This window comes from Kineothrix sp. MB12-C1 (assembly GCF_030863805.1).
Classification (GTDB): Bacteria; Bacillota; Clostridia; order Lachnospirales; family Lachnospiraceae; genus Kineothrix.
Genome location: NZ_CP132957.1, coordinates 3,488,238 through 3,513,933, shown reverse-complemented (window position 1 = coordinate 3,513,933; position 25,696 = coordinate 3,488,238). Strand labels below are relative to the sequence as shown.

Here is a 25,696-nt window from a genome sequence, read left to right as displayed (position 1 = left end):
AACTATTTAAGATGTACCATCTCCTCTATAAATTGGAATTAGCTATTTGATCTCTGTTTCTAATTGTTAAAATATTTATTGTAATGACGAATAGAGCTATTTGCTGGCACTGCAATCGTTTTGCAGTATTTTCAATGCGCTATTGAATTCATTTGCAATCCTTTTATCATTTATCCACAGCACCAAATTTACGGTTAAATCGACCACGAATATGGAGATCCCAAGCGATATTGCCATAGACATACTTGTGAGTATTTCACCAAAATAGAGAACCGACAATATAACCGCTTCAAGCAAAACAAAATGAATCACATTTCTGACAACCGTTTGTTTTAGGGATAACTCGCTCCTTGAATATTTTACAAGCAACGGAAGTGACGCAATCGCGCCAAAAATAAGCGGCGATAAAAATGCTTCATAACCAAAACGAATATCGCTTTCAAATATCATTCCGATCAAAGCCATAACTGCACAAATGCAGGTTACTGATACAAAAAAGCTCATCATAATCTTTTTTACAAAGAAAGTTTTATAATCCATTTTACTTCCCTCCCAACACAGCGTGTTTTATTTGGGGTACATATTGCCTTGAGATGATTATTTTTTCGCCATTCTTCATATGAGCCATAAATCGCCCGTTTAGTGCCGGACTTATACTTTCCAGCTTCATAAGATTGATAATAAAAGATTTGGAACAACGAATAAAATGTTTATCCGCATAGGCGTTTTCAAGCTCATAAAGTCGAATTTTAAGTTCATACGACTTGCCTTTTGTATAAGCAAATACACGCTCATCAACTGCCTCAAAATAGAAAACATCGGAGAGATTAAACTGATAAATGCGTTCGTCTATGCTTCCTATTAAGGTCATGCCTTTGGCGAGTGCATACGATCTTATGCTCTCAATATCGGGCGTAACCTCAACACATTCTATAATAAGGCATTCGTCGGCTTTGTCACTGATTTGCCTAATTCGTACTTTCATGATTAATATTCCTTTTCGATTTTTGGTACTCCCGCATCCTTTAAATAACTATTTAAAAACTCCAAAACAACCTTGTTCATGGTTTCAATACAATATCGTTCATCAATCGTTCCCACACCGAGCATTCCGGCAAGCGTGGGGGAAAACAGCGGCAGATCGGTAAAGTTCAGATGTCCCGCATTTTTAAATACTGTTTCATATGCACAAACAGCGTTTTTCGTTGTATAAAAATTATTGTAAGCATCTCCAACGAGTTCCTTTGAATTTGTGTAATGATCCTCAGCATAAATATTTAAGAGAGGAATGGGATAAGGCGTGTCGTTGAGAACAACTGCATTGTTTTCGAACGCCACTTCTTCGCCTAACATCGTTCCGTCAAGGATGATTACGGCATCGATATCGTCATGTTCTCTACCAATTTGTGCGGATGACGCTCCCCCGAGAGAATGTCCCATTAGACCGATTCTTTCCGTATTGATAATAGAAAAGAGCGTATCGGTATTATTGTTTTTACACTGTCTAAGTATTGTATCAATAACAAAATTTTCATCATCCGTACGAAGCTTCAGCCACCCGCTTGTCGTATTGTAAATCTCTTCTTCATGCTGTGTATCATGAACAGCGTTGATTTCAGACACCTTATTGATAAAACCGGTATCTACGGTTGTAATCTTTCCGGTTGTATCCATCGTATAAAATGCGTGATAGGTATGTCCGATGCTTGCGACGATATACCCGTTTGAGGCAAGCTCTAAAAACGTGGAATAATTGCTTCCGCTGAAACCAAATGCACCATGCGAAAAAACAACAAGCGGATATGTCTTATCAGCATTTTCCGGATACCAGAATTCTACCGTCAAGGCCCTGTTTCCACCAGACTCAGAAAATTCATCCGCCCTGCTGTTATCCGTCCAGGTATATTTTGCTGTTGCCACTTCATACCCACCTGTTGGTTCCGGCTGTTCATACTGCGGAAAAAGAATGGCTGGAGACAGCGCAAAGGTAAAAATAAAGCAGTTTCTTACGAAACGAAGGATATTATTTCTTATTCTATATTCTTTCCCCTTTTTTCTGATGAGCATAACCGTGCTGGCAAGAGCCTGTATAACTAGCACGGGCAAAATCACCATATAACGGAAACTCCATTCAAAATCACCGGTGACAAGCAACAGTCCGAAAATCACCAGTAAAGCAATGCTGATAATTCCTTTTTCTTCTCTGTGATTGTTCTTCGTCATAATTGACCAAACAAGAAAAAACGTTTCCAGCGTGAGTAAAGAAGCCAGTATAATAATTCCCATAATTACATCCTCCGAATTCAATTTGTGCCCCAAGTATAAATGCAATTTACCTTGGGAACAAGCGATTCTGGATAAGATGCGTTTTGGGAGGATAAGTTGTGTAAATCCGCATTAAATTACATATTATATAACTTTCAGATAAATTCCTGTTTGTCTAATTGCTTATAAATAATTCATGTTTCAATACTCTACTTTTCTACAATATATAATAAAATTTATCCACCAATTTATCAACTCCATTTTTCCCTTGTCATAACTTAAATTACCCTATGTCATCTATATTTTACCTTCAACGTGCCTTGTGTGTGCTATTTAGATGCACGCTTCTGACTACACGTCGTAAATCGGGACTAAAAAATGATGCAAACCGCTCTAAAGTGCAGCTTGTAGATGGCACATTACTGGCATAGAAAAATAAGATTCGTTTGAAAGATGGAACATTGACTATTCCAATAGATTTGCTTTCTACTCATTTCTCTATGGTAAAACTTCATCTTGATTATTCTACCATAGACCCATAAATTATGATATAAGTTTCCTTTATAAATGATTTAGAGGTTTTAATCTACTCACCTAATTTTTCAGTTCTGCAATTCTCAAATCACATTATATATTGAGACATTCCTTACAAATTGAAATTTGTTGATTTAGCTAGATATACGATTTTTCGCTCCTCATATCAATTAAATATACCTATAAATCAAGAATTCCGGGACACAACTAACTAAGTATTAAATTTCATTTGCTCCTCGCTCCAGCGATATAACTCAATTAATGTTGGTAGCAACGCTTTTCCTCGTTCTGTTAAGCTATATTCTACAGATGGAGGAATGGTACTATATTCAAACCGATTGACCAGACCATATTCTTCAAGTTCTCGCAAGCATCTTGTCAACGCCGTATTTGTAATCTCAGGAATATGACGCTTCAGTTCATTGTAGTGCAGTACATCATAATTCACAAGCTCCCATAAAATCGGGAGCTTCCACTTTTGACCGATCAACTTTATCGCATAAATAATGGGGCATTCTCCACTCTTTTCTTTGGCCAATCCCTCTGAGCATGTTATATTTTTCATAAGTCCTCCATTACACATTTCAAGGAACAAAAATGTGCGTACTTGTTGTTTTGTTTCTTTGTATTATATAATAAGCCCATGCAGAAAAGCAATCTGTTTTTACTGTAAAATCTCTCGTAAAGGTGGTTATTCAATGAAAATTATAGCTGTAAACGGAAGTCCTCGCAAAAACTGGAATACGCATACCCTATTGAACAAAGCGCTGGAAGGCGCACAAAGTGAAGGCGCACAGACGGAACTTGTTAATCTTTATGATTTAACCTATCAAGGCTGTATTAGCTGCATGTCCTGTAAGGTCAAAAATGGCAAAAGTCTGGGGCGTTGTGCCGTAAACGATGGGCTGAAACCGGTACTTGAAACAATACATAGTTGTGATGGTCTGATTCTCGGTTCACCGATATATTTTAGTGATGTGAACGCCATGACAAAGGGGTTCTTGGAACGCTTCCTGTTCCAATACCTCTCCTATGATGATTATTCTCAGACCTTTTTTGATGGAAACATAAAGAAATCCGCATTTATTTATACAATGAATGTCCCGGAGAGTATGACTGAACAGATCGGGTACAATGCCTTGTTTGAAAAATATAAAATGATGTTAAGCCATTTTGGATACGAGCAAACCATTGTATCAACCGAAACTCTACAGGTAAATGATTATAGCAAATATCATATGGCTAGTTTTAATGAAGCAGAACGGAAAGAGCGTAGGGAAAAAGTTTTTCCAACGGACTGTCAAAAAGCCTATGACTTGGGAAAATCTATGGCAAAAGTATAATGTAGATAAACAAAAGCGTGAGGTAATCTCACGCTTTTGACAGTGCTCTCATAAGACACCTACTTGTTATACTTATTATCTAAACGATATTTTCTCCTAAAATAATTTTAGGCATAGTAGTCAAACAACGATTCCAGCGTTTATAAAAATGCTCCAGACCAAGTTTAGAAACACGAGCATGAGTTTCCTCATCTCTAACTGTCCAGTGTAAAACATAGGTTATTTTACCTATATGACGAGTTAGACGAGCAGGTAAATCGCCTTCTTTCACAGCATTAAAATCTTTTTGTCGATGAGTACGTTTAATATATCGAACCTCCATCACGCCGTCCTGTTCCATATAAAAGTCGGCGACCTCCTTCATAAGTTGCTCGATTTCATCTTGTTTTTCAATTTTTGCCTCATATATGCAAATTTCATTAAACATTAATTTTACCTCCATCATAAAACATAAATAGCTTTTGGTTCAAAACTGCTCGACAAATTCAAATTTATAATCCTGTACTTCCTCCGTTTATAATTTAAAAACCATTCGACAACTTCTTTACATTATCAACAAGTCGGTCATAAGTAACAATATGTAAGGCTGGTGTTTCATACTGAGTTTGTCCTCGCATTTGATTTGCAGTATTATCCATCCTGTCTCTACGACTTACGACCAAGCAATAGTGGATTCCCCATATGGGAATATTCCCGCTGATATTTGTAAGACCACAACTTTCCATAAAATATTTTCGATTATCGTCCATCCAGCGCTTCCAGTCTTTTATCTGTACAATTCCTTTTCTGACTGATTCCGATTCCATATTCGATGTACGAACCTTATAATCGACATTGACATTCTCAAATTCTATAAGCACAATATGATGTCCAATCGAATTTCTTCCAAGTAACATATAATCAGCACGATATTCTGCCCCAAGACGTTGTTCCGGTATAATGCAGGCTTCGTGATGTCCAAGATCATAATCTTCAAATATAGAAGCCGGAATAAACCATTTTTCGTTTTCCTTTATATAACTTTGAATATCATTTTCCTTACTCGCTTGATTAAGAACATCAAGCAATAACTCAGATTCATAATCAAAATCAATATTTTGATACCAGTCTGACTTAAATTTATAAAAATTATCTGGTACAATATAATCCATTAGCGCACCTCTAAAGCTTCTATTTGTCAATTGTCCTTTCCTGGCAGTTTCTCAAGTCAATGCTTGTCCATTTTCCTGCTCTGGAAAGAAATATTCTATCATTTTTTCATAGGTATCCTGTGCCGAATTGCAAGTTTCCAGTAGATATCCTTTCTCTGCCTTATACTCTTTCAATCCTCTGTAGTAATACCACTTGTGCAACTCATCAATAATGAAGGGGGTGATATTATGCTTCAGGCATTCTTTAAACATAATAATACGTCCTACCCGGCCATTGCCGTCCTGAAAGGGGTGGATGGATTCAAACCACTGATGAAAATCTATGATATCCTCAAATTCAATTTCTTGTTTACTCAGGTACTCAGCAAGCAATTTTTTCATTTCCTGTGGTACATTGGTCGGAAGGGTTGTTGCCATATCTCCCACCTCATTTGGCCGCAGCTTGTAATCCCCTACCCGGAACCACTCCCGTTTCGCATCGGAAGTATTTGTCTTAAGCAAACGGTGGAATTCCTTTATCATATCTTCCGACAAGTCTTCCTCCGCATGCTCTAACATATAGTCAAAACAATGGAAGTGATTGATTGTTTCCAATATATCGTCTACCTTAAGCGGTTCTTCTCCCTCACTTAAAATCGTGTTGGTTTCATAAATATATCTGGTCTGTTCTTCTGACAGTCGGCTTCCTTCGATCCGGTTAGAATTATATGCCAGATTCACCTGTGTTTTATGATATAATCCACCTTTTAAATGCATCTGTTTTTCTTCCAGTAGTAAATGCAGTAATCTTTCTTTCATCGAATTCCTCCCTATCATACTAGTATTTATATTATAACCGAGATTATTGTATTTGTGTAGTAATACCATATACTATTTCGTATCATATTTTGGAGTTAACTTTATTTGTATTAAATATTATCGGATGACTTATGAGTGGTTTGTAAATCGATCCTTCCTATATAATTTAATCTTCACAACATTACGATTTTGTATGTGATACCTCTCTTATAATGATTAATAAATTCTCTGCAATTCTCTAAATATATAACTAATACATACAAAAAAGCAGATATGCGGTGTACAACATTCCGTATCTGCTCATTTTGTAATTATATTCTTTTCTAAATTTATTCATTATCAAATAGCACTGTCCCATATTTACAAGAAAAAGATATGGTTAGAGTCTTTCGGTGCTTCTGTTCTTTCTATTACTGTAACTACGGATTTTTAAATAATCATAATGGTATAAGTATCAAATATCAAGTCACGTCCTTGTTACTAACTAATAGATATTATGTTTGATTGCACCATTTTTACTTACCGTTTTCTCTCTTTCCCAAACAGATAAACTAAGTAGCTTTCCTTCGTTTAAAAGGCTGGAAAAACGTTCTGACCGCATAAATCTTTCGCTTTTATCAATTCTACTTTTAAATCGGTAACTAATGTAAAGTAATCCTTTCCAATTCTTTTACCTTTGCCTCAATCGTCTTTATGACCCGAATAAATTCCTCGTCACTCTTGCCTGTCGGGTCATCAAGCCCCCAATCCTCACGGTGCTTGCAAGGCAGGAAAGGACATTCCACATTGCAGCCCATTGTAACAACAATATCTACGGGCGGGATGTCAGACAACAGCTTAGAATACTGAGTCTTTTCCATATCAATCTCATAGAGTTCTTTCATAAGCCTCACAGCATCTTGATTGATTTGCGGCTTTGTTTCCGTTCCTGCTGAATAGCTTTCCAACACATCCCCTGCAAGATGCTTACAAAGGGCTTCTGCAATCTGTGAGCGGCAGGAATTATGCACACAAATAAATGCAACTTTCTTCATATCTATTTTCCTCCTAAAAGTGAAAGTAAACGACCGCCCTTGACATCTTCCGCACTCCATTTGATAACGGCAAAATTGCCGTAAGACAGTTCGTCAACTTTATGAATCCATCCAATTTCATGGTTTGCTTTCGCCATTAGAAGCTGGTTCGTTGTCTCGGCAGCATACAGGGATGAATTGATGACCCACCATTTTGTCGCAATTCCGGCACGTTCTAAATCCTCTTCTAATCGCATGGCTTCAAAGACCGGTGTGGTTTCGGCAAGTGTCACAATGATAACTGCCGTTTCTTCGGTATTCCGAAGCCGGGGCAACAGTTTTTTGACCGATTCCGGGACATCTCCCTGTGTGCGTTTTACCTCACGATGATAGCTCTGTGTAGAATCGAGTAACAGTAACGTATGACCGGTAGGGGCGGTATCAATCACAACCACCTCGTTTTCCGCTCGTTCCACAATCTCGGCAAAAGCGCGGAATACAGCAATTTCCTGTGTACAGGGAGAGCGTAAATCTTCTTCCACATAGGCAACATCTTCTTCCGACATGGTTTCCCTTGCTTTTTTCAATACTTCTTTCTGATAACGCTGGAGTTCTTCTTTTTCATCGATATGACTTATAGTAATGCTACTTGTTTCGTTCATCACAAACTTTAGATGGGCGGCGGGGTCGGTGGTGGTCAAATGTACCTTTTTTCCTTTCTCCGATAGTCCCAATGCAATAGCGGCAGCGATTGTTGTTTTCCCAACACCACCCTTGCCCATCGTAAAAATGACCTTTTTACCGCTTACATCCAAATCGTCAATCACCTTACGGAGTGCCGGAATGTCTGCGGTATACAATTCTTCGCTGCTCATGGAAAGGCTGTCTTTCACAAGTAGATTGCGGACATTGTTCAAACCTGTGATATTGTAGGAACGGAGCGGTATAAAATAAGTGGTGATGTCTTTTAATCCGGTTGGCATATCGGTAAGTGCCTTTTGCTGTTTGACATACAGACTTTCGGATATGTCATCGTCAAAGGAAGAAAGCACACCATTGATAATCAAAAGCTGGTTGTGTACCCCTAAGTCGGCAAGTTCTTTTGAAGCTCTCTCCGCTTCTTTGAGCGGGGAATGCTCCGGGCGGGACACAAGGACAAGCGTTGTCATACTCCCATCCGATAATGTCTTGACCGCATTTTTATAGATTTCCTTTTTATCCTCTAAGCCGGAAAGCTGACCTAAGCAGGAAGCTCCATGTGTATTTTCGCTGATAAAATTGCTCCATGCACTCGGCAGTTGAAGCATCCGCAGCGTATGACCGGTAGGGGCAGTGTCAAAAATGATATGGTCATATTCTGCTTGTGCCTTTTCGTCAGTGATAAAAGTGGAGAACTCATTGAATGCAGCAATTTCTACCGTACAGGAGCCGGAAAGCTGTTCCTCCATATTCGTGATGACCGATTCGGGTAGCTTGCCGCGATAAGCTGCGACAACACTTTCCCTGTATTCTGCCGCCGCCTGTATGGGGTCGAGGTTCGCTACTATAAGCCCCGATACATCGGCAATGGGCGTTCCCTTGTTTGTAAGCTCCATATTAAAAACATCCTGCAAATTGGATGCGGGATCGGTGCTGACGAGCAGCACTTTTTTTCCATTGTCAGCAAGGGTCACAGCAGTCGCACAGGCAATAGAAGTTTTCCCAACACCACCCTTGCCGGTAAAAAATAAGTATTTCGTAAGGTGAATACCTTGCAAATCAAAATCTTTCATCAGCAACACCCCTCTGAACAGCAGCACCCGCCCTCCGTCTTTTTGGTTTCAGTCCCTTCAAGATAAGAAACAGGAATTTCAAGCCATTCTGCAATCTCTCCATTGGTAGGATATGCCTTTGTCTTTACAATTTTACCATCAATGACAGTAGCCGGAAGTGCTTCCACCCCCTCACTGTTAATCAGCTTATTGATATCCGTATTATTGACAAATGCTTGCGGCGCGCTGTTGAGATTAAAGCGAACAGCAGTAACACCGTTTTTTTGTAAGTTATTGAACACAGTAGAAATATGGAGCAGTTCGGGGTCAACACCAACGCCGCAAATACCAGTTTCACAACACATAGCTGGTTCATAGATACATAGAGTTTTCATCATAGCTTCTCTCCTTAAAAAATAATTATTTAGGTTTTCGGGTAACACATAAGGCATCTTCACGTCTTGCGGCTGACCATAGAGAACATGTAGAATACCGTTTATAATCATAGCCACAGGCGGTTGTTCATATTCTTTGCCGTCATAGACAAATAGACGGCAGTCTACGCTGTCACCGCATAAGTCTCCGCAGTCCTTACAGCCGCTTTCTTTCAGTTCCGTTCATATATCTACGCCGTTTATCCGAATGGTGGGGGAACTAATAAAATGATGCTGCTCGGCCAATTCTCTTGTTGTAATGTTGACCTTATTGACTGTTACCTCACTATCCAATGCCTGAAATACAGGAGATAAAGCACTTAGGGCTTCCTCCAATGTATCATCGGTTGCCATACAGCGTTCACAGTTTTTCAAATCAAATCCCAAAAGCTCACGGCAGTTTGTGGATTGATTTTGCGCGGCAAATCGGCGTTCAAACTCCTGCACCAATTCAAATGTTCTTTCTTTGGATGGATTATCATTCGGCAGATACTTCCCGTATTTCAATCCGATTAGCATATATGCTGCTGTTGCAGCACCACAGGTCTCACCCAGCCTTCTCATTCCTGCCGCAAAACCACAGGATAGTTTCAATGCTGTTTCTTTCTCCAATCCAAATTCTTCACAATAAGTAGACAGGATTGCCTGGGAGCAATCAAATCCACTGTTAAAGCACGCTAACGCTTCCTCTACTTTACTTTTCATTTATCAAACCATCCTTTTGTACGGTTCACGATATTGACAAGAATCAGCATAACAGGTACTTCGGTCAGTACACCGACGGTACAGACAAGCACAACGGGCGAGGTCGGTCCATATAGGGCAATCGCTACCGCTACCGACAATTCAAAAAAGTCCGACGCACCAATCAAAGCGGCGGGAGCTGCTATGCTGTGCGGTTGCTTACACACTTTGCACATGACATAAGCAAAAGCGGCTGTGATAACATTTTGCAGGATTAACGGCACTGCTATAAGCAGTACATGAATCGGATTGCTTAAAATAGCATCACCTTGAAAGGTAAAGATAATAATCAGGGTAAGAAGTAACCCTAAAGTGGTAATCCCGTCAAACTTAGAAACAAAGTTTTCATTAAAGTGTTGAATGCCTTTTTTCTTTATCACAATATTTCTCGTCAAAGCACCACCGATGAGGGGAATTACAACAAACAATACAATGGATAAAAACAACGTATCCCAAGGCACAAACATATCATTTACACCAAGTAAAAAGGATACAATGGGTACAAATGCTACAAGGATAATGAGGTCATTGACCGCTACTTGCACAAGCGTATGTGCCGGGTCTCCCTTTGTGAGGTTGCTCCAAACAAATACCATTGCCGTACAGGGAGCTGCTCCCAGCAAAACTGCTCCCGCAACATAGTTCTTAGCGATATCTGCGGGAATTAAATTCTTGAATACCACATAAAAAAAGAAAGTTGCCAACCCGAACATCAAAAATGGTTTAATCAGCCAGCTCGTTCCACTTGAGATAAGTAAGCCCTGAGGATTTTTTCGTACATTTTTGATAGATTGAAAATCCACCTTCATCATCATAGGATAAATCATAATCCATATCAACACGGCAATGGGTATGGATATTTGTGCATACTCAAAGCGTCCCAAAAAATCGGGAACAGCAGGAAGGAATTTACCGATTAAAATACCTGCCGCCATACAGAGTAATACCCACACCGTCAAATACTTTTCAAAGAAACCAATCCCTTGGTTTTGCTTATTTTTTTCCACAGTTACACTCTCCCTCTTTGCAAATGCACTCTTTTTTGTCAATCGTGATGGCACATAAGAAGTTTTTGAACTCCAGCACCTTTTCATTGTTCAGCGAATAATACATCCACTTGCCCTCTTTCCGTCCATTCACCAGACCGCAATCGCTGAGGATTTTCATGTGGTGGGATAAGGTCGGCTGTGTAATATGGAATTTTTCTAAAATCTTGCAGGCACAAAGCTCCCCACAGGACAGCATATCCACAATCATCAATCGGTTTGCGTCCGCAAGGGCTTTGAACAATCCTACCTTTTCAGTATACTTGTCATTCATCTTAAAATCACCTCACATAGATATTTATCTATATGTTATTATATGCCATTATATAGATAAGCGTCAATGTATTTTGGATTTATTTTGAAAATCCTCAACTATTCTCCGCATTCATCATGATGCTGATGCTCATGGCAAACAGAACCGGTTGATTTCAAAGTTCCTTGCAAATACTCTTTTACCACTATTTTTGCACTACCGCTTGCTCCAACAATAACCTCAATATTCTTTTCACTAAAGATTTCAATAGCCCCGCTTCCCATTCCACCTGAAATAATCACATTTACCCCCATGTCATTCAGGAAGTTTGGAAGGAAGCCCGGTTTATGCCCGGGATTCGGTATAGACTCACTCTTAATAATTTGATTGTTTTCGGCTTCAAATATATTGAAGTTAACACAATGCCCAAAATGCTCCGTTACCATTTCATTTTCACTTGCTACCGCAATTTTGATCATTTCTTTTCCTCCGCTTTCTTATTTTGAATATATGTATCCAGTATTTCAGCTGCATGCTCGACAAGTTCTGTGCACGGACGTTTTTTATAATAACCTTCATTTCTTTTCTCAGGTATGGGACTTTCTTTTTCTGTAGAGAGACCTAAAAGCTCTCTGCAAATGATCGAATTGTTTTTATCCTTAAATTTCATTGCCAGAGCCTGAACCAGCTTATAATGTTTCGCTTTGGCAATTCTATCTGAAGGATCAGAATATCCATATAATATACCTACAACTACGAACATTCCGCTAACAGCTCCACATACCTCTCGCAGTCTCCCCATTCCTCCTCCAAAAGATGAAGAAACTTTCAATGCTGTTTCTGAATCCAGTCCCGTCTCATCATTAAAAGCCAGGACTATAGATTGCGAACAACTGTACCCCTTTTTAAATAGCTCTTTTGCTAATACTGAATGCTCGCTCACTTTTTATTCTCCCCAAGCCTTTCTTCTAGTATTTTGGATACACCATCAAGCCAATTGCCGTCGAAAACTTCTATCATACCCTTATCACAAGCCGCTGAAATCTCCGGATCAATCGGTAATTTTGCAAGAACCTTTAAGTCATGTTTATCGGCAATCTTTTCTATGTGACTTTCTCCGAATATCCGATAATCCTTGCCATTATCAGGACATTTAAAATATGACATATTTTCCACCAAGCCAATAACAGGAATATTCATCATCTCAGCCATCTTGACCGCTTTAGATACAATCATCGATACAAGTTCCTGCGGAGATGTTACTATTATAATCCCATCAACGGCTATAGATTGAAATACGGTAAGAGGAACATCACCAGTGCCCGGAGGCATATCAATAAACATGAAATCCACATCGCTCCAGATAACATCCGTCCAGAACCGCTTGACAGTTCCGGCAATAATTGGTCCCCGCCAAACGACCGGATCGGTATCATTTTCTAAAAGCAGATTAACAGATATGATATCAATACCTGTCTTGCTTTTAACAGGCAACAGTCCAAAATCATTGCTTTTGGCTCGTTCCCGAATACCGAATGCTTTTGGAATAGAAGGACCGGTTACATCAGCGTCAAGGATTGCAGTGTGATAACCCATTCTATTCATAGTAACTGCAAGCATTGAGGTAACAAGTGACTTGCCCACTCCCCCTTTGCCACTGACAACGCCTATGACCCTTTTAATGCTGCTCATCTCATGAGGATTCTCCGAGAAATCAGTTTTTTGTTCTTTTCTTTCTGCACAGTCCTCCGAGCAACTGCTGCAGCTTTGGTTACAATTTTCACTCATAAATATTAACTCCTTATATTTAGATTTTAATTTCAATACATTAGATATAGGCTAAGGCCATGTTCATAATCAGCCACCTCTATTCTCATTATCTGCGAAGCGTCTGCCATATCTATGACAGCCGCGACCACATCCTTTTCCTAAACCGTCACAAAGTCGATATTCGCCGCCTTCAATTATCAGTGCTTTACCATTCACTAACGATCCAGCTAACTTTCTTCTGGCTTCTATATATATTCCCTGAACGGTAGTACGGGCAATATTCATTTGTTTTGCACACTCTTCTTGAGTAAATCCCTCTAAATCGATAAGTCTTATCGTTTCATATTCATCAACTGTCATATTTACATAATCCTGATCGTCCAACGTTAAATCAAGAGGGCCAAATTTATTACTTTCTGGTAGGCAGCACACTTTCCTCCATTTCATTGGCCTTGGCATAATCTATCACCTCCTTATAGTTTATGACATATGTCGCTTTCATTTTTATTATAGTCCAATTATGACATATGTCAATAATCTTTTTGTTATTAATAGAGCAGAGAAATAATAGCTTGTATTATTCAACCTCTTATGATTTTATTTACTCGTTTCATGGTAACTGCGAATGGCCTTGCGGCTGCTTTATCCCTCTTTAGATATTACTTAAGCTTTTACTTTAGTGCCATGCCTGGCACGCTTAAAAAATAGGAAGGTAGGGTTATCCCTTTCCTTCCTATTTTCCGTTCTATACTTTAAGATTCATGTTTTCTATCTCTTTAAATCCTGCCCTCAAAAGATTTCTTTTTACAATATTTTAATTGAATGTAAAGGTCAACTTTACCGGCTGATGATCTGAATATTGAAATTCTGTAGGTATGACATTTACACTTTGTATTTGTATATTATCAGATACAATAAATCCATCAATGATATACATCTGTGAATTTTCATAAGCGCCCGTATATGGTTCATTTAACAGACGGCAGGTAGGAATACTATCATCTACTACAAATGAAAAAGTATCCGGTATATCTTTCTTTCCAATAATTCCTGGCATCCAATTTCCCTGCTCTAATATTGGATATTGCTTATATCCTTCAAACATCTGATTAAAATCTCCGCCTGCAATAACATAATTGCCTTTTTCATATTCATTTTCAAGGATATCCGCCAGCATTTTACTTTGTGCAATCTTTCCCTCTCCGCTGTCATAAGCTTCCAGATGTAAATTAAATAATACAAGCTCTTTCTTAGTACCCTCTATTGGAATTCTAGTCTCAAGAAGAGCACGTTTTAGATTACATATCTTAAGCGGCCAGCGGAAAGATTCAGGAAGCGCAATTCGTGAAGCTGAATTTACTTCTAAATCTGTTAAAGTAACTAATCCCGCTTCTACATGTCCCATTGTCGGAATAGGATACGGTATATAATCACACTTAAAGTTATAAGAAAACATGCCCGGCATTTGTAAGGTTTCTTCCAAATGTCGCATTTGATCTATATGATAAGATCGCTTGGAATCTATATCAACTTCTTGAAGGAAATAAATATCCGCAGGATTACTCTCCATGACATTCGCATTTCCTAATAAATTTGCTTCTACTACCGCCTTATTGTCCGGCCTTACTTTTGTCCCTCCATCCATGAAAAAGTCCTCTGTGCTGCCTAAAGCAGAGTAACCTATATTATATGTAATAACCGTCAATTCCGTATCTCGATTTACTTTTTTATCTCCTTTTGATGCTGGAAGCACCTCCACGGCAGAAGGACGATATTCACGTATCGTAAGAAATGCAATACCGCCTGAGAATATCCCCAAAAGTATAACAATGATTACAGCACAACATTTTGCAATTTGCTTGATTCTTTTCATAATCTGTTTCTCCTTATTGTCATTAATCTGAAAATGCTGTGGAATCTACAATAATTATGCGGTATTGAACATCATCAGATGGATTGTGGTGAATCCTTATACTTCCTTTATTTTGACTTAAGCCACTCTATTACATCCTTCATAACTTCATCTTTGTTAATTTCGTTCAGCATCTCATGCCTGCCGCCAGGATATAACTTCAAAGTAACGTCTCGTATACCTGCTTTCTTATAGGTATTATAAAGCTTCCTGACACCTTTTCCGGCATCGCCGACAGGGTCCTTATCTCCTGAAAATATATAGATGGGCAGCTTTTTAGGTATCAAGACAATATCTTTTGCCCTATCAGTTTCTCTTAGGCCTTTCATAAAATCATAGAAAAATCCCGCTGAAAAGACTCCTCCACAGTATGGATCCTTTATATATTTATCAACTTCGTCCTTATCTGCGCTTAACCAATCGAATTCAGTACGATTCGGTTTAAAGGCATTGTTAAAACTTCCGAAGGAAAGCCGGTTCATATTCTCACTTTTTTCTCTTCTGCCGTTCTTTTTCACTTCTCTGCTGGCAGCAAGAAATCCAAAGTTATGTAAAAATACCGCTCTTCCACTAGACCCGGAAAGAATTACCCCTTTTAATTCCTTGCCAAATAACATAATATATCTCTGAGTAGCGAAGGAACCCATGCTATGACCGAATAAAAATATCGGTAAATTAGAATGTTCCTTTTTTATTATGGTCGTTAACTGATGCATGTCTTCCACTAACCAATCAAAGCCATCTGCTTCCGCCAGATATCCAACGTTTTCAAGACTTCCTGCTGTCCTTCCATGTCCCCGGTGATCATTGGCATAGACAGCATATCCATTCTGCGTCAACAGATCAGCGAACCGTTCGTATCTAAATGCAGTCTCAGCCATTCCATGGGCGATTTGAACAGCACCCTTGATTTCCGTACCGGAATCAGGACTCCACTTATAGACAAAAACATTTGTTCCGTCACCGGATTGAAAACTAAAATTTTCTGATAACATATGATACCCTCTCCTTATATTTACTATAGTAATCCCTAAGAGTAGGACAAACTATTTTATTATGCTCACACACTCTGCTATTTCTGTAAATATTATGCCAAGGGCATGAGCGCCGGCGTCAGGATACCCTAAACTTCTTTCTCCGACAGTTCCCGCACGTCCCATTCTCGCCACGATATTCTCTGTTGCTTTTGCTCCTGCTACGGCAGCTTTTGCAGACCTTTCAAAGGCAGCTTTAAAATCAAGACTCTGCATGGCACTTTCTATCCAGGAATCGGCACAGGGAGCCAACGCATCAATTAATGTTTTGTCACCAACAACTGCACCTCTGCCAAAAGAACGCTCTCCCGTATTTTGAATTCCCTTCACAGCTGCCTGCATTATTTCAGCAAAATCAATAATTGACAGATCTGTCTTCTCTCCTGCACTTTTTCCGGCCCCCCGGAAAGCAGAACCCCAAATGGGTCCCGAAGCACCGCCGCAATGTTCCATAATGACCATAGAACAAGCATCTAAGAAGCTTCCGATGGTATCCGCTTTTGTATGAAGGATTTCCTTCCATTCTTTTTTCAACTGCTTGAAGCCCTTTGCCACACTCATGCCAAAATCGCCATCTCCGGCATGAGAATCCAGTTCACAAAAAGGCACTTCATTTTTTATAATACATTCGCTCATTTTATCGAGAATATAGATGAAATTTTGTATGGATAGTCTGCCATCCCGTATAACGGAATAGGAATCATCCGTTTCACATTGGTAAGAAACATCCTTTGCCGCGTCACCGGCTGCAACCATATCTGAATATACTGCTTTTTTAACGGGGCCATCTACTTTAAAACCGGGGGCGTCACTTTTTTGCGAAAGTAAATCCGCAAGTTCCTCATCCAGCCTCATAATAGAAACCGAAGCTCCCAGCATATCAATACTGGTCATGTAATTTCCCACGAAGGTTCTATTAATCTTTACGCTTTTTTTCGTTAACTCCCGGGTTACCGCATTGTTAAGTAAATATAATTCCTGCAACGGAGTGCTTCCGAATCCGTTCACTAATAATGCGACCTCTTCCTCAGAGGAATCATCCACTTTCAAATCCTCCAATAAAGCAGATACCATTCGTAAAGCCAATTCATCAGCAGTTGCAATAGGTTCCCGTTTGATGCCGGGTTCTCCGTGGATTCCCACTCCATATTCCATCTCCACTTCACCTATATCAAAGGTTGGGGTTCCTTTTGCCGGAACCGTACAGGAGCTGAAGGCAAAACCAATGCTTCTCACATTCTGTGCTGCTTTTAAAGCCGTCTTTTTTACTTCATCAAGGCTCTTACCCTGCTCCGCACAGGCACCTGCTATTTTATGTACCAGCACCGTACCTGCAACACCCCGGCGGCCTACCGTATATAAGCTATCCTGAACCGCAATATCATCATCAACCTTGATATAATCTACCAAAATACCGTCTTCACCGGCCAGATATGCCGCATTTTTAAAGTTCATCATATCGCCGCTGTAATTTTTAATAATCAGCAGAGTCCCCTTATCCGTTGCCGTTTCCTTTATCGCCTGATATACTTGGATCTGCGAAGGAGACGCGAATACATCTCCGCATACTGCGGCATCCAGCATACCTCTTCCGACAAAACCTGCATGGGCAGGTTCATGCCCGCTGCCGCCGCCGCTGATGAGACTAACTTTATTTTTATCTATATTTTTCTTTTTGATAATTTTATATTTTTCAATAAATTCGAATTCCGGATGTGCAGATACAATACCATTACACATTTCCTTTACAAAGGTTTCCGGTCTGTTGATAATCTTCTTCATATGATCACCCCTATCGCCTTCTATAAGCCTTACCCAAAGCATCAGTCGTAATAATAGCTGCAGCTACCGCTTCTTCCGTAACAGGGAAAGGCATGGAATAGATAGACTCACCCTCCGCACAGGATTTTTTTGCCACCAGCAGCAGTTCTTCCCGGGAAATGGAATCAACACCGATATCCGCCAGGCAGATCGGCAGTCCTACCTTCTCACAAAAATCCATTACTTCATTCAATTCTTCTTCCGGTGCATTTTCCAAAACTAACTGTGCAATGGTACCAAACGCAACTTTTTCACCATGAAAATACTTATGAGTGCCTTCCAAGATTGTTAATCCATTGTGAATTGCATGCGCTGCAGCAAGGCCGCCGCTTTCGAATCCCAAGCCGGACAAAAGTATATTGGTTTCAATAATATTTTCCAACGCATCCGTTACCATGTTATTGTCACAGGCAATCTTTGCTTTGTAACCATCTGCCAACAAGCTTTGATAACATAGGGTTGCCAGAGCCAATGCGGTATTCGTTCCCTTGGCTTCTTTGCACGCTCCCTCCCGGAAACCGCAAGGCAAGCCGGCATTCACATTCGCATAGGCTTTTGCAGTTGCTCTCGCCTCAAAATAGGTCGAAAGCGCATCTCCCATGCCGGATACCAGAAAACGAACCGGGGCTTTTGCAATTACCGCCGTATCAATGAGTACTACATTGGGACTCTGCTTGAAGTAAGCATAATCATCAAAGGAACCGTCCAGGGTGTAAAGTACCGCAGAGTGGCTGGTCGGTGCATCCGTTGCCGCAATGGTGGGGACGATAATAAGGTTATCTCCTTTTGCTACACATTTTGCCGTATCGATAGCTTTACCACCACCTAAGCCGACCGTACATGCACAGCCGTTGTCTTTTGCCAACATTTGCAAGCGCTCTACTTCCACACTGGAGCATTCCCCACAAAATCCGCTCTCTACAAAAGTAATCTCAAATTTTTCTGCCGTAGCTTCCAGTTTACTCTTCACTCTTAAAACATCCTCCGGATGTGCAATCAAAAGAGCCGACTTTCCGAATTCTTTAACAAAGTAACCAAGATTTAATAACTCATCTTCTCCCTGTACATATTTTGACGGACAAATAAATGCTTTTCTCATAAATAACTCCTTTCATACCTTGACTATCGACTTCAGCTTTTAAGTTCTATACATATCCCATACTCATTCGAAATACTGTTTTCATTTTCACATGTGAATTAATTATGCTTTCATCAATTATTATAATAAAGGCCTCTCGAAATAGCATTAAACTATATAATACAACTATAAGAATAAAAGATAGAAATATCCGGTTTTTCATATGATTTTTCTAAGCTGTTATTAATTTAACTATTATACTTCATTAAAAGAACCTCCTATTATTAAGGCTTTTAATACTGTTGACTGTTATCTTCAGGCAATATATAATGGTGTTATGCAGCATTTAGTGCAATATTTTTCCATCATACCCATTCACAAAAAATCCAAAACGGAGGGCTTCTATGCGGGCAAATTTTAGTAAAATTGATCAAATTGTCGATCCCATTAAGTTTCAAAAAATCCAGGATGACATAGCCTCTGCTACGGATCTTGCTTTGATTACAGTTGATTATAAGGGAACACCCTTAACAAGGCACAGTAACTGCAGTGATTTTTGTCAAAAGGTCCGTTCCTCAAGTTATGGGATTTACTGTGAAAAATGCGATTCACACGGTGGGTTAGAAGCTGCAAGGCTTAGAAAGCCCCATATCTATATCTGTCATTTCGGTCTGATTGATCTGGCAATTCCCATCATAGTAAATGATCTGTACATAGGAGCTTTTATGGCTGGTCAGGTATTATTGTCTCCGCAAGACCTGAAAGATGCACCGGAACCTATTCTCCCGGGTGTTCAAAGTAAATGGGAATCTATTGGAGATGACCTGAAAGAAGATTTTGATGCCTTACCTGTTATGCCCCTTGATAAAATTACCGCTCTGGCCAATATGCTGCTTCATATCGTTAATTATTGCGTTGAAGAGGCTGAATTAAAAGCTTTGATCGCCCACTCGGAAGAATCTTTGAACCGTACCTACGCTGAATCCGGAAAGGATGGCTGCTTAAAGCTCAATACTATTAGAAGGCATCCCAAAAAAGAAACTAGTCAATTGATTCATCCCGCTTTGGTTTATATAAAAAAGCACCCGGAAGAAAAAATCACCCTTGAAAAAATGGCCGCCTTATGTAATATTTCCCCAAGTTATTTCAGCAAATTATTCGCAAAAGAAAATATGGGAAATCTATCTGATTATGTCAATAAAATCAGAGTAGAACTTGCAAAAGAACTGCTTCTTAATTCCGACTGGAACATACGGACTATTGCAGCACATATAGGCTACGATGACAGCGGATATTTCATTAAAATATTCAAGAAACTTACGAATAAAACACCGCTTGAATACCGTAACGACAAAGAAAACTCCATCTGATAACTTAGATACTAGAATAAAAATCCCCCTTTAAGAACCGGTAATTTTGAGGGTCGGTACATTTATCTTAGTTCTTACGGGGGATTTTTAACATTGATTTCTATTTCATTTAAAAAGCCAAACCTTTATAAATCTCTATTCAGCATATATAAACTCTGAAATTTCCTCTTTTATAATAATTCGTTTAATTCCAAGACCGAACAACGTTTGTACTGACCAGTAAATAAGATTCAAACCGGCAAACACAAGAATAATAACCAAAATATTTGTTCCAAAAGGCATATAGTCGTTTGTCGAAACAGATAACGATTTTTGAATTGACCTCGCCAACAAAATGCTCGGCGCAAGTGTCAGAAAAAATGCTGTCCATACAATCGGCATATAAACATCTATCAACATTTTGCGGATATACTTTGTCCGATACCCCATCATATGCAATATCAGCATATCACGGGTATTGTCCCCAAAGCTTGCATACAATGCGAGAAAAATCAGTATCATCCCGATAAGACCGCCTATGGATTGATTTATAACGGCACTGATATTACTAGAGACGGCTTCCCTGTTCAGAGTATCTATTCTCTGCTCTTTTGTAGTTGCAACGCCATTATTCATTTTTTCCTTACTCAACACGCCATTGTAAGCACCGACCGGAATACTCAAAGTTTCGGACAATTCATCGGCATTTACATAGATGTTCGCTGATTTTGCATTAGCGGCAATATCAGCAACGGTAACTTCAAGGTTAACTCCTGCAACGTCCACAACAAACCTATCTCCAATATTTACGCCATAAGTTTGATGAAGGCCGGGATTGATATAAACTGTTCCTGCTTTTGGTACAGGTAAAACATCTCCTTTGAAATTTTGCAATTCGTATACGTTGTTCAAGGTGTACAATCCGGTCACAACCTGTTCTATCTCGCGGCCGTTGATTGAAAACTGTACTGTATCGTCAAGATATAAAATTACATTTTCCGGTGTAGGGGCTGTCTGATATTCAGAATATCTTGTATCATAGTCGTAATTATGTCCTATCTTTTGGGAGTCAAAGACTTTTTGGCTGCTGATATTCAGTGACCTCCCTAAAATCATACAAACGCTGAAAGACATTACCCCCACTATAATTAAAAATATGGACAGCGGCTTGCGTAAAGCAATGCGAATGGCCAATTTATTCTTTACAGGAAACATGTTACTAATACAATTGGCAGCCCTCAGCGAAAATGAAAACCTGACATGGCTCTCATTTCCTGCAATTAAAGCAGCAGGCTCCTTCCCTCTTACAAAGAAGTAGCACAAAAAAGTGACTAAGCAAAAAACAGCAGTTGAAACTGCAAGACCAACAAAAAGGCTTGATAAGCTTATATTCTTCACAAGTCCCGTTACTGCATATGTATTTGCGTTCGCACGAATCAGAATATCAGATAGAAAATAGCCGGCGATTAACCCCAATATCGCTCCGACTTCAGAAAGTACAGCAATAAAAATAACAAAGCAAGCACACAAACTACGGTCCTTAAATCCCAATGACTTTATACAACCTATCTGTTTTTTATTTGCACGATAGAATCTGTAAAAATACATCACAACCACAAAAGAAGTGAGCCCAACGGTAGAGATAAAAAATGTATAAGCAAGTGAAGTATTGGCACTCAACGCATTTTTATATAACTGCTGATTTTCTGTAAGAGTGGCCAGTGCATTTAACATAGCTATGTTACCATCAATAGAAAAAATAACAAAGTGGAATGAAAGTGACGTAAGCACTGTCAGAAAAAGTAAAAGGAGCATAAAAATTTTATTATGTATCATCTGTTTTGCTAGTTGTTTATACACAAGCACCATATTTTTAACCCCATGCCATATCTTTGGCTGATATTGGATTTTTGTTCGTTACATCTTTATGGAGCACACCGTTTTTAATCGTAACTACACGATCAGCCGTTTCGGCAATTTGGGCGTTATGCGTGGTAAAAAGAATTGTCACCCCAAAAGCAGACTTTAGGCTATGAAGAAGTTCAACCACTTTTTTACTGTTCGTTTCATCCAATGCCCCCGTTGCTTCATCGCAGAACAGCAGGCGTGGTGCTTTGATGACCGCTCGTGCTATGGCAACCCGCTGTTGCTGGCCGCCGGAAAGCTGTGCAGGAAACTTCTCTAAAATATCATCGATTTCAAGCATACGGATCAATCTGTCAAATGCAAGCGGTGTTTTGCCGGGAGCAATACCGATTTTAATATTTTCTTCTGCTGTAAGGTTGTTTAAAAGCATATAGTTTTGAAACACATTACCTACCTCCCAACGTTTCCAGTCTGCAAGCTGAGGCTCTGAATAATCAGAAATAACATTCTCCCCATACCATACATCTCCAGAAGTGGGCCGTGTCAGTCCCGAAAGGATATTTAACAAAGTAGATTTTCCAGAACCACTTGGTCCTAGAATTGTCGTAAATGTATTTTCGTAAATATCAAGTGAAATACCATCGATAATACTTTCTTTTCCATATTTTTTAGTAATATTTTTCGATTTTAAAATCACTTTCATTGTCATATCCCCTTATTTTGATTTTTATTGCGGCTTTGCAATAATCCATTGATTATGTCAATTTCTTCCTGAATGCGGAATATGTTCAAAAGCAATCCTACAAAATAAATCACCATGGCCATGATAACGAGCATCCATATTGGCGTACTGGTAAACCAATGAAAAGTATATCCAAAAGTAATAAGAACGATTATAGTATATCCAAGATCAAGGGTGGCTTCTAATATGACGTATTCACTTTCAAATTGGCCGGTCAGCAAATACCCCAAATGGATTATGATATTTGCAGCAAGAGATTGGAAAACACTATTGATAAAAATAAATTTTGCACCGGAAAGCGTTCCGATAATTGCAAGTATGACAAGCGTAATACCTGTTGTTGACGTTATATTTAAGATTATTCTTCTCATAACCGTGCCCCCTCCTGTAATGCCTGTTTTATGTTATCAAGGTATTTACGCGTTATATAAAGCCGTTCGCCATTTCTTAGTGTTGCTTCCATCCGACTGTTTAGCAGCGGTTTAATGGAATCAAGCACATTTATGTTCAAGATACAGGCTTTGTTTATTTGAACAAACCCTAAATGAGCCAAATCTTCGGCCAATTGATAAAGGCGGGATTCTGTCCTATAAACGCTTTGCTCACAATAAACAAATGTCCTTTTATCCACACTTTCAAAGTAATAAATATCGGAAGCGTTTACAAGTTTGTCCCTATCGTCCAACTTACACTTTATCCGGGTATCTGCGGATTGCAATATAGCAGCAATCCGTTCTACATCTTTATTCATTGTTGCATACTTAATTAGTATTTCAATGTCATTTCTTGATAAATCCTGTTCCAATTTTATAATCATCACATCACCTGCTTTTATTGTATAGAAAAATATTCTGTATCTCAATGGGATTACTACTAAGATACAGAAACGATATACTGAAATGCAATTTACTCCAAATATAGGCAAAGGTATATGAGCTACCTTCCCCTTTGATATTTTCGACAAAATATTCTTTTTGTACTGCCAAATTTTACAGGTTTCTATTTAAAATAATACCACTAATTTCTGATACACCACAAAAATTGTTTACTATGTCATCTATATTTTTTCCTATTTTAAAAGGCAAAAAATAGCTTCTTCAGCTCACTTTTTGCCTTAAAATTATCCCATTATATTTTTTCACCAAATTTATGCAATTGATACCTTACGATGGAAAACCACTTCCAAATCGCCGCAATCCACTTAAACTCTAAGGTTTTCAAGGCATTTTTTATAACTCGTACGGCGTCACTCTGATAACTTCCAACTCCCACCTTATAATTCATAAGGTGGGACTTGATATACATAATAAGACGTGCAAACGTGTGTTTGTTTTGATTTGCGAAGTCGTATAGAATATTGGTTTCTTAGGCACCAACACCAATTTCATGGAATATGACACCATTTTTGGCACCTGAAGAATTTTGAGCATTTCTTTAAGAGTTTTTGGCTCTCTCAGGTACCTACGGAACTCAGATAAACGATGTTATCTTTCTCTTTATCTGACTCTTGGAATTTATTAAATCTTTCATGAATTGTGGCATCTGAAACATCCAATGTATTGTCCAGAACTTTTTCCAGTTTTGTCATTTCTTCCTGTGAATGTTCCTTTAGCACATGAGTGTATAAGTCCATGGTCATCTGTAAGGTGGCATGTCCCAAATACTGTTGTACAGTCTTTGTTTTGATGCCTGCCTCAAAGCATCTGGTTGCAAAGGTATGTCGAAAACAATGGGGACTGAAATATTCAATTTTCTCCAGTTCATCCCTGCATAGGTTTACGTTTTCTAATACTGCCTTAATTGCATCCGAATAAGTCTGGGTATTGATTGGTGTTCCAAATTTGGTGGTAAAGATAAGTTCCTCAAATCCTGCAATGGGTTTGGCGGTAGCTCTTCCCATAACAACATTTCGCTGCATGAACTGTTTTTTTAGTGCCAGTGCACACTGATGATTCATAGGAATTTCTCTTTTGCTTGATTTGGTCTTAGGATCATCAAAATGAAAGGTCTTTTTCTCATCCCCTTCAAAGGTCTGATAGACAAGGGTTTTGTTCACACGGACAAGAGAATCTTTGAAATCAACATCCTTTAGTGTTAACGCACATACTTCACCAGGTCTTAGACCTGTAGATACGGCAACCACAAAAAGATTGTCATAAAATGTGCCCTTGGAACACTCGAAAAAACTTGCCTGTTCTTCGGGGTTAAGTACCCTAGGCTCTTTCTTATCGTGTGCGCCCAATTTGATTCCTTTTGCCGGATTCTTGTAAAGCATGTCATTAATCATTGCTTTATCAAACATATCCTGAAGCAAAATCCGAACTTTGTTTCGGCTCTCAAACTGTAAGCCCTTTGCATCCATTTTCTTTAAAAGCTGCAAAATCTGTAATTGTGTAATGTCCAGCAGTTTCATTTTTCCCAGAACTGGTGAAATATGCATCCGATAGATTTCCATATAACGTCGCTTGGTATTCGCACAAATGGTATTTTCTTTGTAGTGCTCCATCCATGTCTTGAACCATTTATCTAAGGTAATTGACGTTTTACACAAATTCATATGATTGGTATCTTCATAGATTGCTGTATTTAATAACGTCTTTAATTCCTTTAGATCACGGCTTTTTACTTCCTGCCGCTGTCCAAAACGATTGGTAAACCGACCAACGTATCTTCCATCTTTTCTCTGCATAATTCCTGTGCCCAGCTCTTTTCCGTTTAAATCTTTTCCCATATACAGGCTCCTTTCATAAACGAAAACAACCTGCATTACAGGAATCGTAAGTACATAGCAA

General features: G+C 39.0%; 27 protein-coding genes and 1 pseudogene. 2 read left to right on the top strand and 26 right to left on the bottom strand.

What is annotated here, in order from left to right; genetic code table 11:
* Nucleotides 1–96: 96 nt before the first annotated feature.
* From RBB56_RS16175 to RBB56_RS16160, 4 genes are all read right to left on the bottom strand, one after another.
* A complete protein-coding gene (locus RBB56_RS16175) occupies nt 97–540 on the bottom strand; it encodes a hypothetical protein (RefSeq protein WP_306719993.1) in 444 nt (147 codons plus the stop codon).
* Between the two features lies 1 nt (nt 541).
* The gene (locus tag RBB56_RS16170) at nt 542–985 is read right to left on the bottom strand and encodes a LytTR family DNA-binding domain-containing protein (protein WP_306719992.1); all 444 of its coding nucleotides are present in this window, start codon (nt 983–985) and stop codon (nt 542–544) included.
* Nucleotides 986–987: 2 nt separating this feature from the next.
* On the bottom strand, nt 988–2,286 hold the full coding sequence (locus RBB56_RS16165) for an alpha/beta hydrolase family protein (RefSeq protein WP_306719991.1): 1,299 nt from the start codon (nt 2,284–2,286) through the stop codon (nt 988–990).
* Nucleotides 2,287–3,010: 724 nt separating this feature from the next.
* Nucleotides 3,011–3,364, bottom strand: a complete 354-nt coding sequence (locus RBB56_RS16160; RefSeq protein ID WP_306719990.1) for a winged helix-turn-helix transcriptional regulator — start codon at nt 3,362–3,364, stop codon at nt 3,011–3,013.
* A 133-nt stretch (nt 3,365–3,497) separates the two neighbouring features.
* On the opposite strand from RBB56_RS16160, the gene RBB56_RS16155 reads away from it, so the two are divergent.
* Nucleotides 3,498–4,142, top strand: coding sequence for a flavodoxin family protein (locus RBB56_RS16155; RefSeq protein ID WP_306719989.1), 645 nt, complete (start codon nt 3,498–3,500; stop codon nt 4,140–4,142).
* Nucleotides 4,143–4,221: 79 nt separating this feature from the next.
* Here RBB56_RS16155 and RBB56_RS16150 read toward each other — a convergent pair whose 3' ends face one another.
* From RBB56_RS16150 to RBB56_RS16070, 17 genes and pseudogenes are all read right to left on the bottom strand, one after another.
* The gene (locus tag RBB56_RS16150) at nt 4,222–4,569 is read right to left on the bottom strand and encodes a hypothetical protein (protein ID WP_306719988.1); all 348 of its coding nucleotides are present in this window, start codon (nt 4,567–4,569) and stop codon (nt 4,222–4,224) included.
* 94 nt (nt 4,570–4,663) lie between these two features.
* Nucleotides 4,664–5,293, bottom strand: coding sequence for a Shedu anti-phage system protein SduA domain-containing protein (locus RBB56_RS16145; protein WP_306719987.1), 630 nt, complete (start codon nt 5,291–5,293; stop codon nt 4,664–4,666).
* 51 nt (nt 5,294–5,344) lie between these two features.
* Nucleotides 5,345–6,091: a Fic family protein gene (locus tag RBB56_RS16140; protein ID WP_306719986.1), complete on the bottom strand. Its 747-nt coding sequence runs from the start codon at nt 6,089–6,091 to the stop codon at nt 5,345–5,347.
* A 641-nt stretch (nt 6,092–6,732) separates the two neighbouring features.
* Nucleotides 6,733–7,125: an arsenate reductase ArsC gene (locus tag RBB56_RS16135; protein WP_306719985.1), complete on the bottom strand. Its 393-nt coding sequence runs from the start codon at nt 7,123–7,125 to the stop codon at nt 6,733–6,735.
* A gap of 2 nt (nt 7,126–7,127) precedes the next feature.
* The gene (arsA, locus tag RBB56_RS16130; RefSeq protein ID WP_306719984.1) at nt 7,128–8,876 is read right to left on the bottom strand and encodes an arsenical pump-driving ATPase; all 1,749 of its coding nucleotides are present in this window, start codon (nt 8,874–8,876) and stop codon (nt 7,128–7,130) included.
* A complete protein-coding gene (arsD, locus tag RBB56_RS16125) occupies nt 8,876–9,361 on the bottom strand; it encodes an arsenite efflux transporter metallochaperone ArsD (protein ID WP_334307477.1) in 486 nt (161 codons plus the stop codon). Before arsD ends, arsA begins: the two co-directional genes overlap by 1 nt.
* A gap of 48 nt (nt 9,362–9,409) precedes the next feature.
* Nucleotides 9,410–9,994, bottom strand: a pseudogene (locus RBB56_RS16120) (C-GCAxxG-C-C family (seleno)protein); the annotation flags it as partial.
* The gene (arsB, locus tag RBB56_RS16115; RefSeq protein WP_306719983.1) at nt 9,991–11,040 is read right to left on the bottom strand and encodes an ACR3 family arsenite efflux transporter; all 1,050 of its coding nucleotides are present in this window, start codon (nt 11,038–11,040) and stop codon (nt 9,991–9,993) included. The pseudogene RBB56_RS16120 and the gene arsB, both read right to left, overlap by 4 nt.
* On the bottom strand, nt 11,027–11,353 hold the full coding sequence (locus tag RBB56_RS16110) for an ArsR/SmtB family transcription factor (protein ID WP_306719982.1): 327 nt from the start codon (nt 11,351–11,353) through the stop codon (nt 11,027–11,029). Before RBB56_RS16110 ends, arsB begins: the two co-directional genes overlap by 14 nt.
* Nucleotides 11,354–11,451: 98 nt before the next feature.
* A complete protein-coding gene (locus tag RBB56_RS16105; RefSeq protein WP_306719981.1) occupies nt 11,452–11,811 on the bottom strand; it encodes a NifB/NifX family molybdenum-iron cluster-binding protein in 360 nt (119 codons plus the stop codon).
* Complete coding sequence (locus tag RBB56_RS16100) at nt 11,808–12,275, bottom strand: C-GCAxxG-C-C family protein (protein WP_306719980.1); 468 nt, start codon at nt 12,273–12,275, stop codon at nt 11,808–11,810. Before RBB56_RS16100 ends, RBB56_RS16105 begins: the two co-directional genes overlap by 4 nt.
* Nucleotides 12,272–13,120, bottom strand: coding sequence for an Mrp/NBP35 family ATP-binding protein (locus tag RBB56_RS16095; protein WP_306719979.1), 849 nt, complete (start codon nt 13,118–13,120; stop codon nt 12,272–12,274). Before RBB56_RS16095 ends, RBB56_RS16100 begins: the two co-directional genes overlap by 4 nt.
* 69 nt (nt 13,121–13,189) lie before the next feature.
* A complete protein-coding gene (locus tag RBB56_RS16090) occupies nt 13,190–13,561 on the bottom strand; it encodes a DUF134 domain-containing protein (protein WP_306719978.1) in 372 nt (123 codons plus the stop codon).
* 355 nt (nt 13,562–13,916) lie between these two features.
* Entirely contained in the window at nt 13,917–14,975 is a 1,059-nt protein-coding gene (locus RBB56_RS16085; protein ID WP_306719977.1) for an endonuclease/exonuclease/phosphatase family protein, read from the bottom strand.
* Between the two features lie 107 nt (nt 14,976–15,082).
* Complete coding sequence (locus tag RBB56_RS16080; protein ID WP_306719976.1) at nt 15,083–16,009, bottom strand: alpha/beta hydrolase; 927 nt, start codon at nt 16,007–16,009, stop codon at nt 15,083–15,085.
* A 51-nt stretch (nt 16,010–16,060) separates the two neighbouring features.
* Nucleotides 16,061–17,872 carry a dihydroxyacetone kinase subunit DhaK gene (gene dhaK / locus RBB56_RS16075; protein WP_331526012.1) on the bottom strand — a complete coding sequence of 604 codons (1,812 nt, stop codon included), beginning with the start codon at nt 17,870–17,872 and terminating at the stop codon, nt 16,061–16,063.
* Nucleotides 17,841–18,968 (bottom strand): glycerol dehydrogenase, encoded by a 1,128-nt coding sequence (locus tag RBB56_RS16070; protein WP_306719975.1) that lies wholly within the window; start codon nt 18,966–18,968, stop codon nt 17,841–17,843. Before RBB56_RS16070 ends, dhaK begins: the two co-directional genes overlap by 32 nt.
* A 383-nt stretch (nt 18,969–19,351) precedes the next feature.
* On the opposite strand from RBB56_RS16070, the gene RBB56_RS16065 reads away from it, so the two are divergent.
* Entirely contained in the window at nt 19,352–20,317 is a 966-nt protein-coding gene (locus RBB56_RS16065; protein ID WP_306719974.1) for a PocR ligand-binding domain-containing protein, read from the top strand.
* A gap of 135 nt (nt 20,318–20,452) precedes the next feature.
* On the opposite strand, the gene RBB56_RS16060 is transcribed toward RBB56_RS16065, so the two are convergent.
* From RBB56_RS16060 to RBB56_RS16040, 5 genes are all read right to left on the bottom strand, one after another.
* Nucleotides 20,453–22,030, bottom strand: a complete 1,578-nt coding sequence (locus RBB56_RS16060; protein WP_306719973.1) for an FtsX-like permease family protein — start codon at nt 22,028–22,030, stop codon at nt 20,453–20,455.
* 139 nt (nt 22,031–22,169) lie between these two features.
* Nucleotides 22,170–22,865 (bottom strand): ABC transporter ATP-binding protein, encoded by a 696-nt coding sequence (locus tag RBB56_RS16055; protein WP_306719972.1) that lies wholly within the window; start codon nt 22,863–22,865, stop codon nt 22,170–22,172.
* A gap of 2 nt (nt 22,866–22,867) precedes the next feature.
* On the bottom strand, nt 22,868–23,275 hold the full coding sequence (locus RBB56_RS16050) for a hypothetical protein (protein WP_306719971.1): 408 nt from the start codon (nt 23,273–23,275) through the stop codon (nt 22,868–22,870).
* Nucleotides 23,272–23,721 (bottom strand): LytTR family DNA-binding domain-containing protein, encoded by a 450-nt coding sequence (locus tag RBB56_RS16045; RefSeq protein WP_306719970.1) that lies wholly within the window; start codon nt 23,719–23,721, stop codon nt 23,272–23,274. The genes RBB56_RS16050 and RBB56_RS16045 overlap by 4 nt, the downstream gene beginning before the upstream one ends.
* A 636-nt stretch (nt 23,722–24,357) precedes the next feature.
* On the bottom strand, nt 24,358–25,635 hold the full coding sequence (locus RBB56_RS16040; RefSeq protein WP_306719969.1) for a tyrosine-type recombinase/integrase: 1,278 nt from the start codon (nt 25,633–25,635) through the stop codon (nt 24,358–24,360).
* Nucleotides 25,636–25,696 lie beyond the last annotated feature (61 nt).

What these genes read in the sequence shown, in the direction of transcription:
- RBB56_RS16175 (WP_306719993.1), bottom strand. Translation starts at nt 540, where the DNA reads ATGGATTATAAAACTTTCTTTGTAAAAAAGATTATGATGAGCTTTTTT.
- RBB56_RS16170 (WP_306719992.1), bottom strand. Translation starts at nt 985, where the DNA reads ATGAAAGTACGAATTAGGCAAATCAGTGACAAAGCCGACGAATGCCTT.
- RBB56_RS16165 (WP_306719991.1), bottom strand. Translation starts at nt 2,286, where the DNA reads ATGGGAATTATTATACTGGCTTCTTTACTCACGCTGGAAACGTTTTTT.
- RBB56_RS16160 (WP_306719990.1), bottom strand. Translation starts at nt 3,364, where the DNA reads ATGAAAAATATAACATGCTCAGAGGGATTGGCCAAAGAAAAGAGTGGA.
- RBB56_RS16155 (WP_306719989.1), top strand. Translation starts at nt 3,498, where the DNA reads ATGAAAATTATAGCTGTAAACGGAAGTCCTCGCAAAAACTGGAATACG.
- RBB56_RS16150 (WP_306719988.1), bottom strand. Translation starts at nt 4,569, where the DNA reads ATGTTTAATGAAATTTGCATATATGAGGCAAAAATTGAAAAACAAGAT.
- RBB56_RS16145 (WP_306719987.1), bottom strand. Translation starts at nt 5,293, where the DNA reads ATGGATTATATTGTACCAGATAATTTTTATAAATTTAAGTCAGACTGG.
- RBB56_RS16140 (WP_306719986.1), bottom strand. Translation starts at nt 6,091, where the DNA reads ATGAAAGAAAGATTACTGCATTTACTACTGGAAGAAAAACAGATGCAT.
- RBB56_RS16135 (WP_306719985.1), bottom strand. Translation starts at nt 7,125, where the DNA reads ATGAAGAAAGTTGCATTTATTTGTGTGCATAATTCCTGCCGCTCACAG.
- arsA (WP_306719984.1), bottom strand. Translation starts at nt 8,876, where the DNA reads ATGAAAGATTTTGATTTGCAAGGTATTCACCTTACGAAATACTTATTT.
- arsD (WP_334307477.1), bottom strand. Translation starts at nt 9,361, where the DNA reads ATGATTATAAACGGTATTCTACATGTTCTCTATGGTCAGCCGCAAGAC.
- RBB56_RS16110 (WP_306719982.1), bottom strand. Translation starts at nt 11,353, where the DNA reads ATGAATGACAAGTATACTGAAAAGGTAGGATTGTTCAAAGCCCTTGCG.
- RBB56_RS16105 (WP_306719981.1), bottom strand. Translation starts at nt 11,811, where the DNA reads ATGATCAAAATTGCGGTAGCAAGTGAAAATGAAATGGTAACGGAGCAT.
- RBB56_RS16095 (WP_306719979.1), bottom strand. Translation starts at nt 13,120, where the DNA reads ATGAGTGAAAATTGTAACCAAAGCTGCAGCAGTTGCTCGGAGGACTGT.
- RBB56_RS16090 (WP_306719978.1), bottom strand. Translation starts at nt 13,561, where the DNA reads ATGCCAAGGCCAATGAAATGGAGGAAAGTGTGCTGCCTACCAGAAAGT.
- RBB56_RS16085 (WP_306719977.1), bottom strand. Translation starts at nt 14,975, where the DNA reads ATGAAAAGAATCAAGCAAATTGCAAAATGTTGTGCTGTAATCATTGTT.
- RBB56_RS16080 (WP_306719976.1), bottom strand. Translation starts at nt 16,009, where the DNA reads ATGTTATCAGAAAATTTTAGTTTTCAATCCGGTGACGGAACAAATGTT.
- dhaK (WP_331526012.1), bottom strand. Translation starts at nt 17,872, where the DNA reads ATGCTTTGGGTAAGGCTTATAGAAGGCGATAGGGGTGATCATATGAAG.
- RBB56_RS16070 (WP_306719975.1), bottom strand. Translation starts at nt 18,968, where the DNA reads ATGAGAAAAGCATTTATTTGTCCGTCAAAATATGTACAGGGAGAAGAT.
- RBB56_RS16065 (WP_306719974.1), top strand. Translation starts at nt 19,352, where the DNA reads ATGCGGGCAAATTTTAGTAAAATTGATCAAATTGTCGATCCCATTAAG.
- RBB56_RS16060 (WP_306719973.1), bottom strand. Translation starts at nt 22,030, where the DNA reads ATGTTAAATGCACTGGCCACTCTTACAGAAAATCAGCAGTTATATAAA.
- RBB56_RS16055 (WP_306719972.1), bottom strand. Translation starts at nt 22,865, where the DNA reads ATGAAAGTGATTTTAAAATCGAAAAATATTACTAAAAAATATGGAAAA.
- RBB56_RS16050 (WP_306719971.1), bottom strand. Translation starts at nt 23,275, where the DNA reads ATGAGAAGAATAATCTTAAATATAACGTCAACAACAGGTATTACGCTT.
- RBB56_RS16045 (WP_306719970.1), bottom strand. Translation starts at nt 23,721, where the DNA reads ATGATTATAAAATTGGAACAGGATTTATCAAGAAATGACATTGAAATA.
- RBB56_RS16040 (WP_306719969.1), bottom strand. Translation starts at nt 25,635, where the DNA reads ATGGGAAAAGATTTAAACGGAAAAGAGCTGGGCACAGGAATTATGCAG.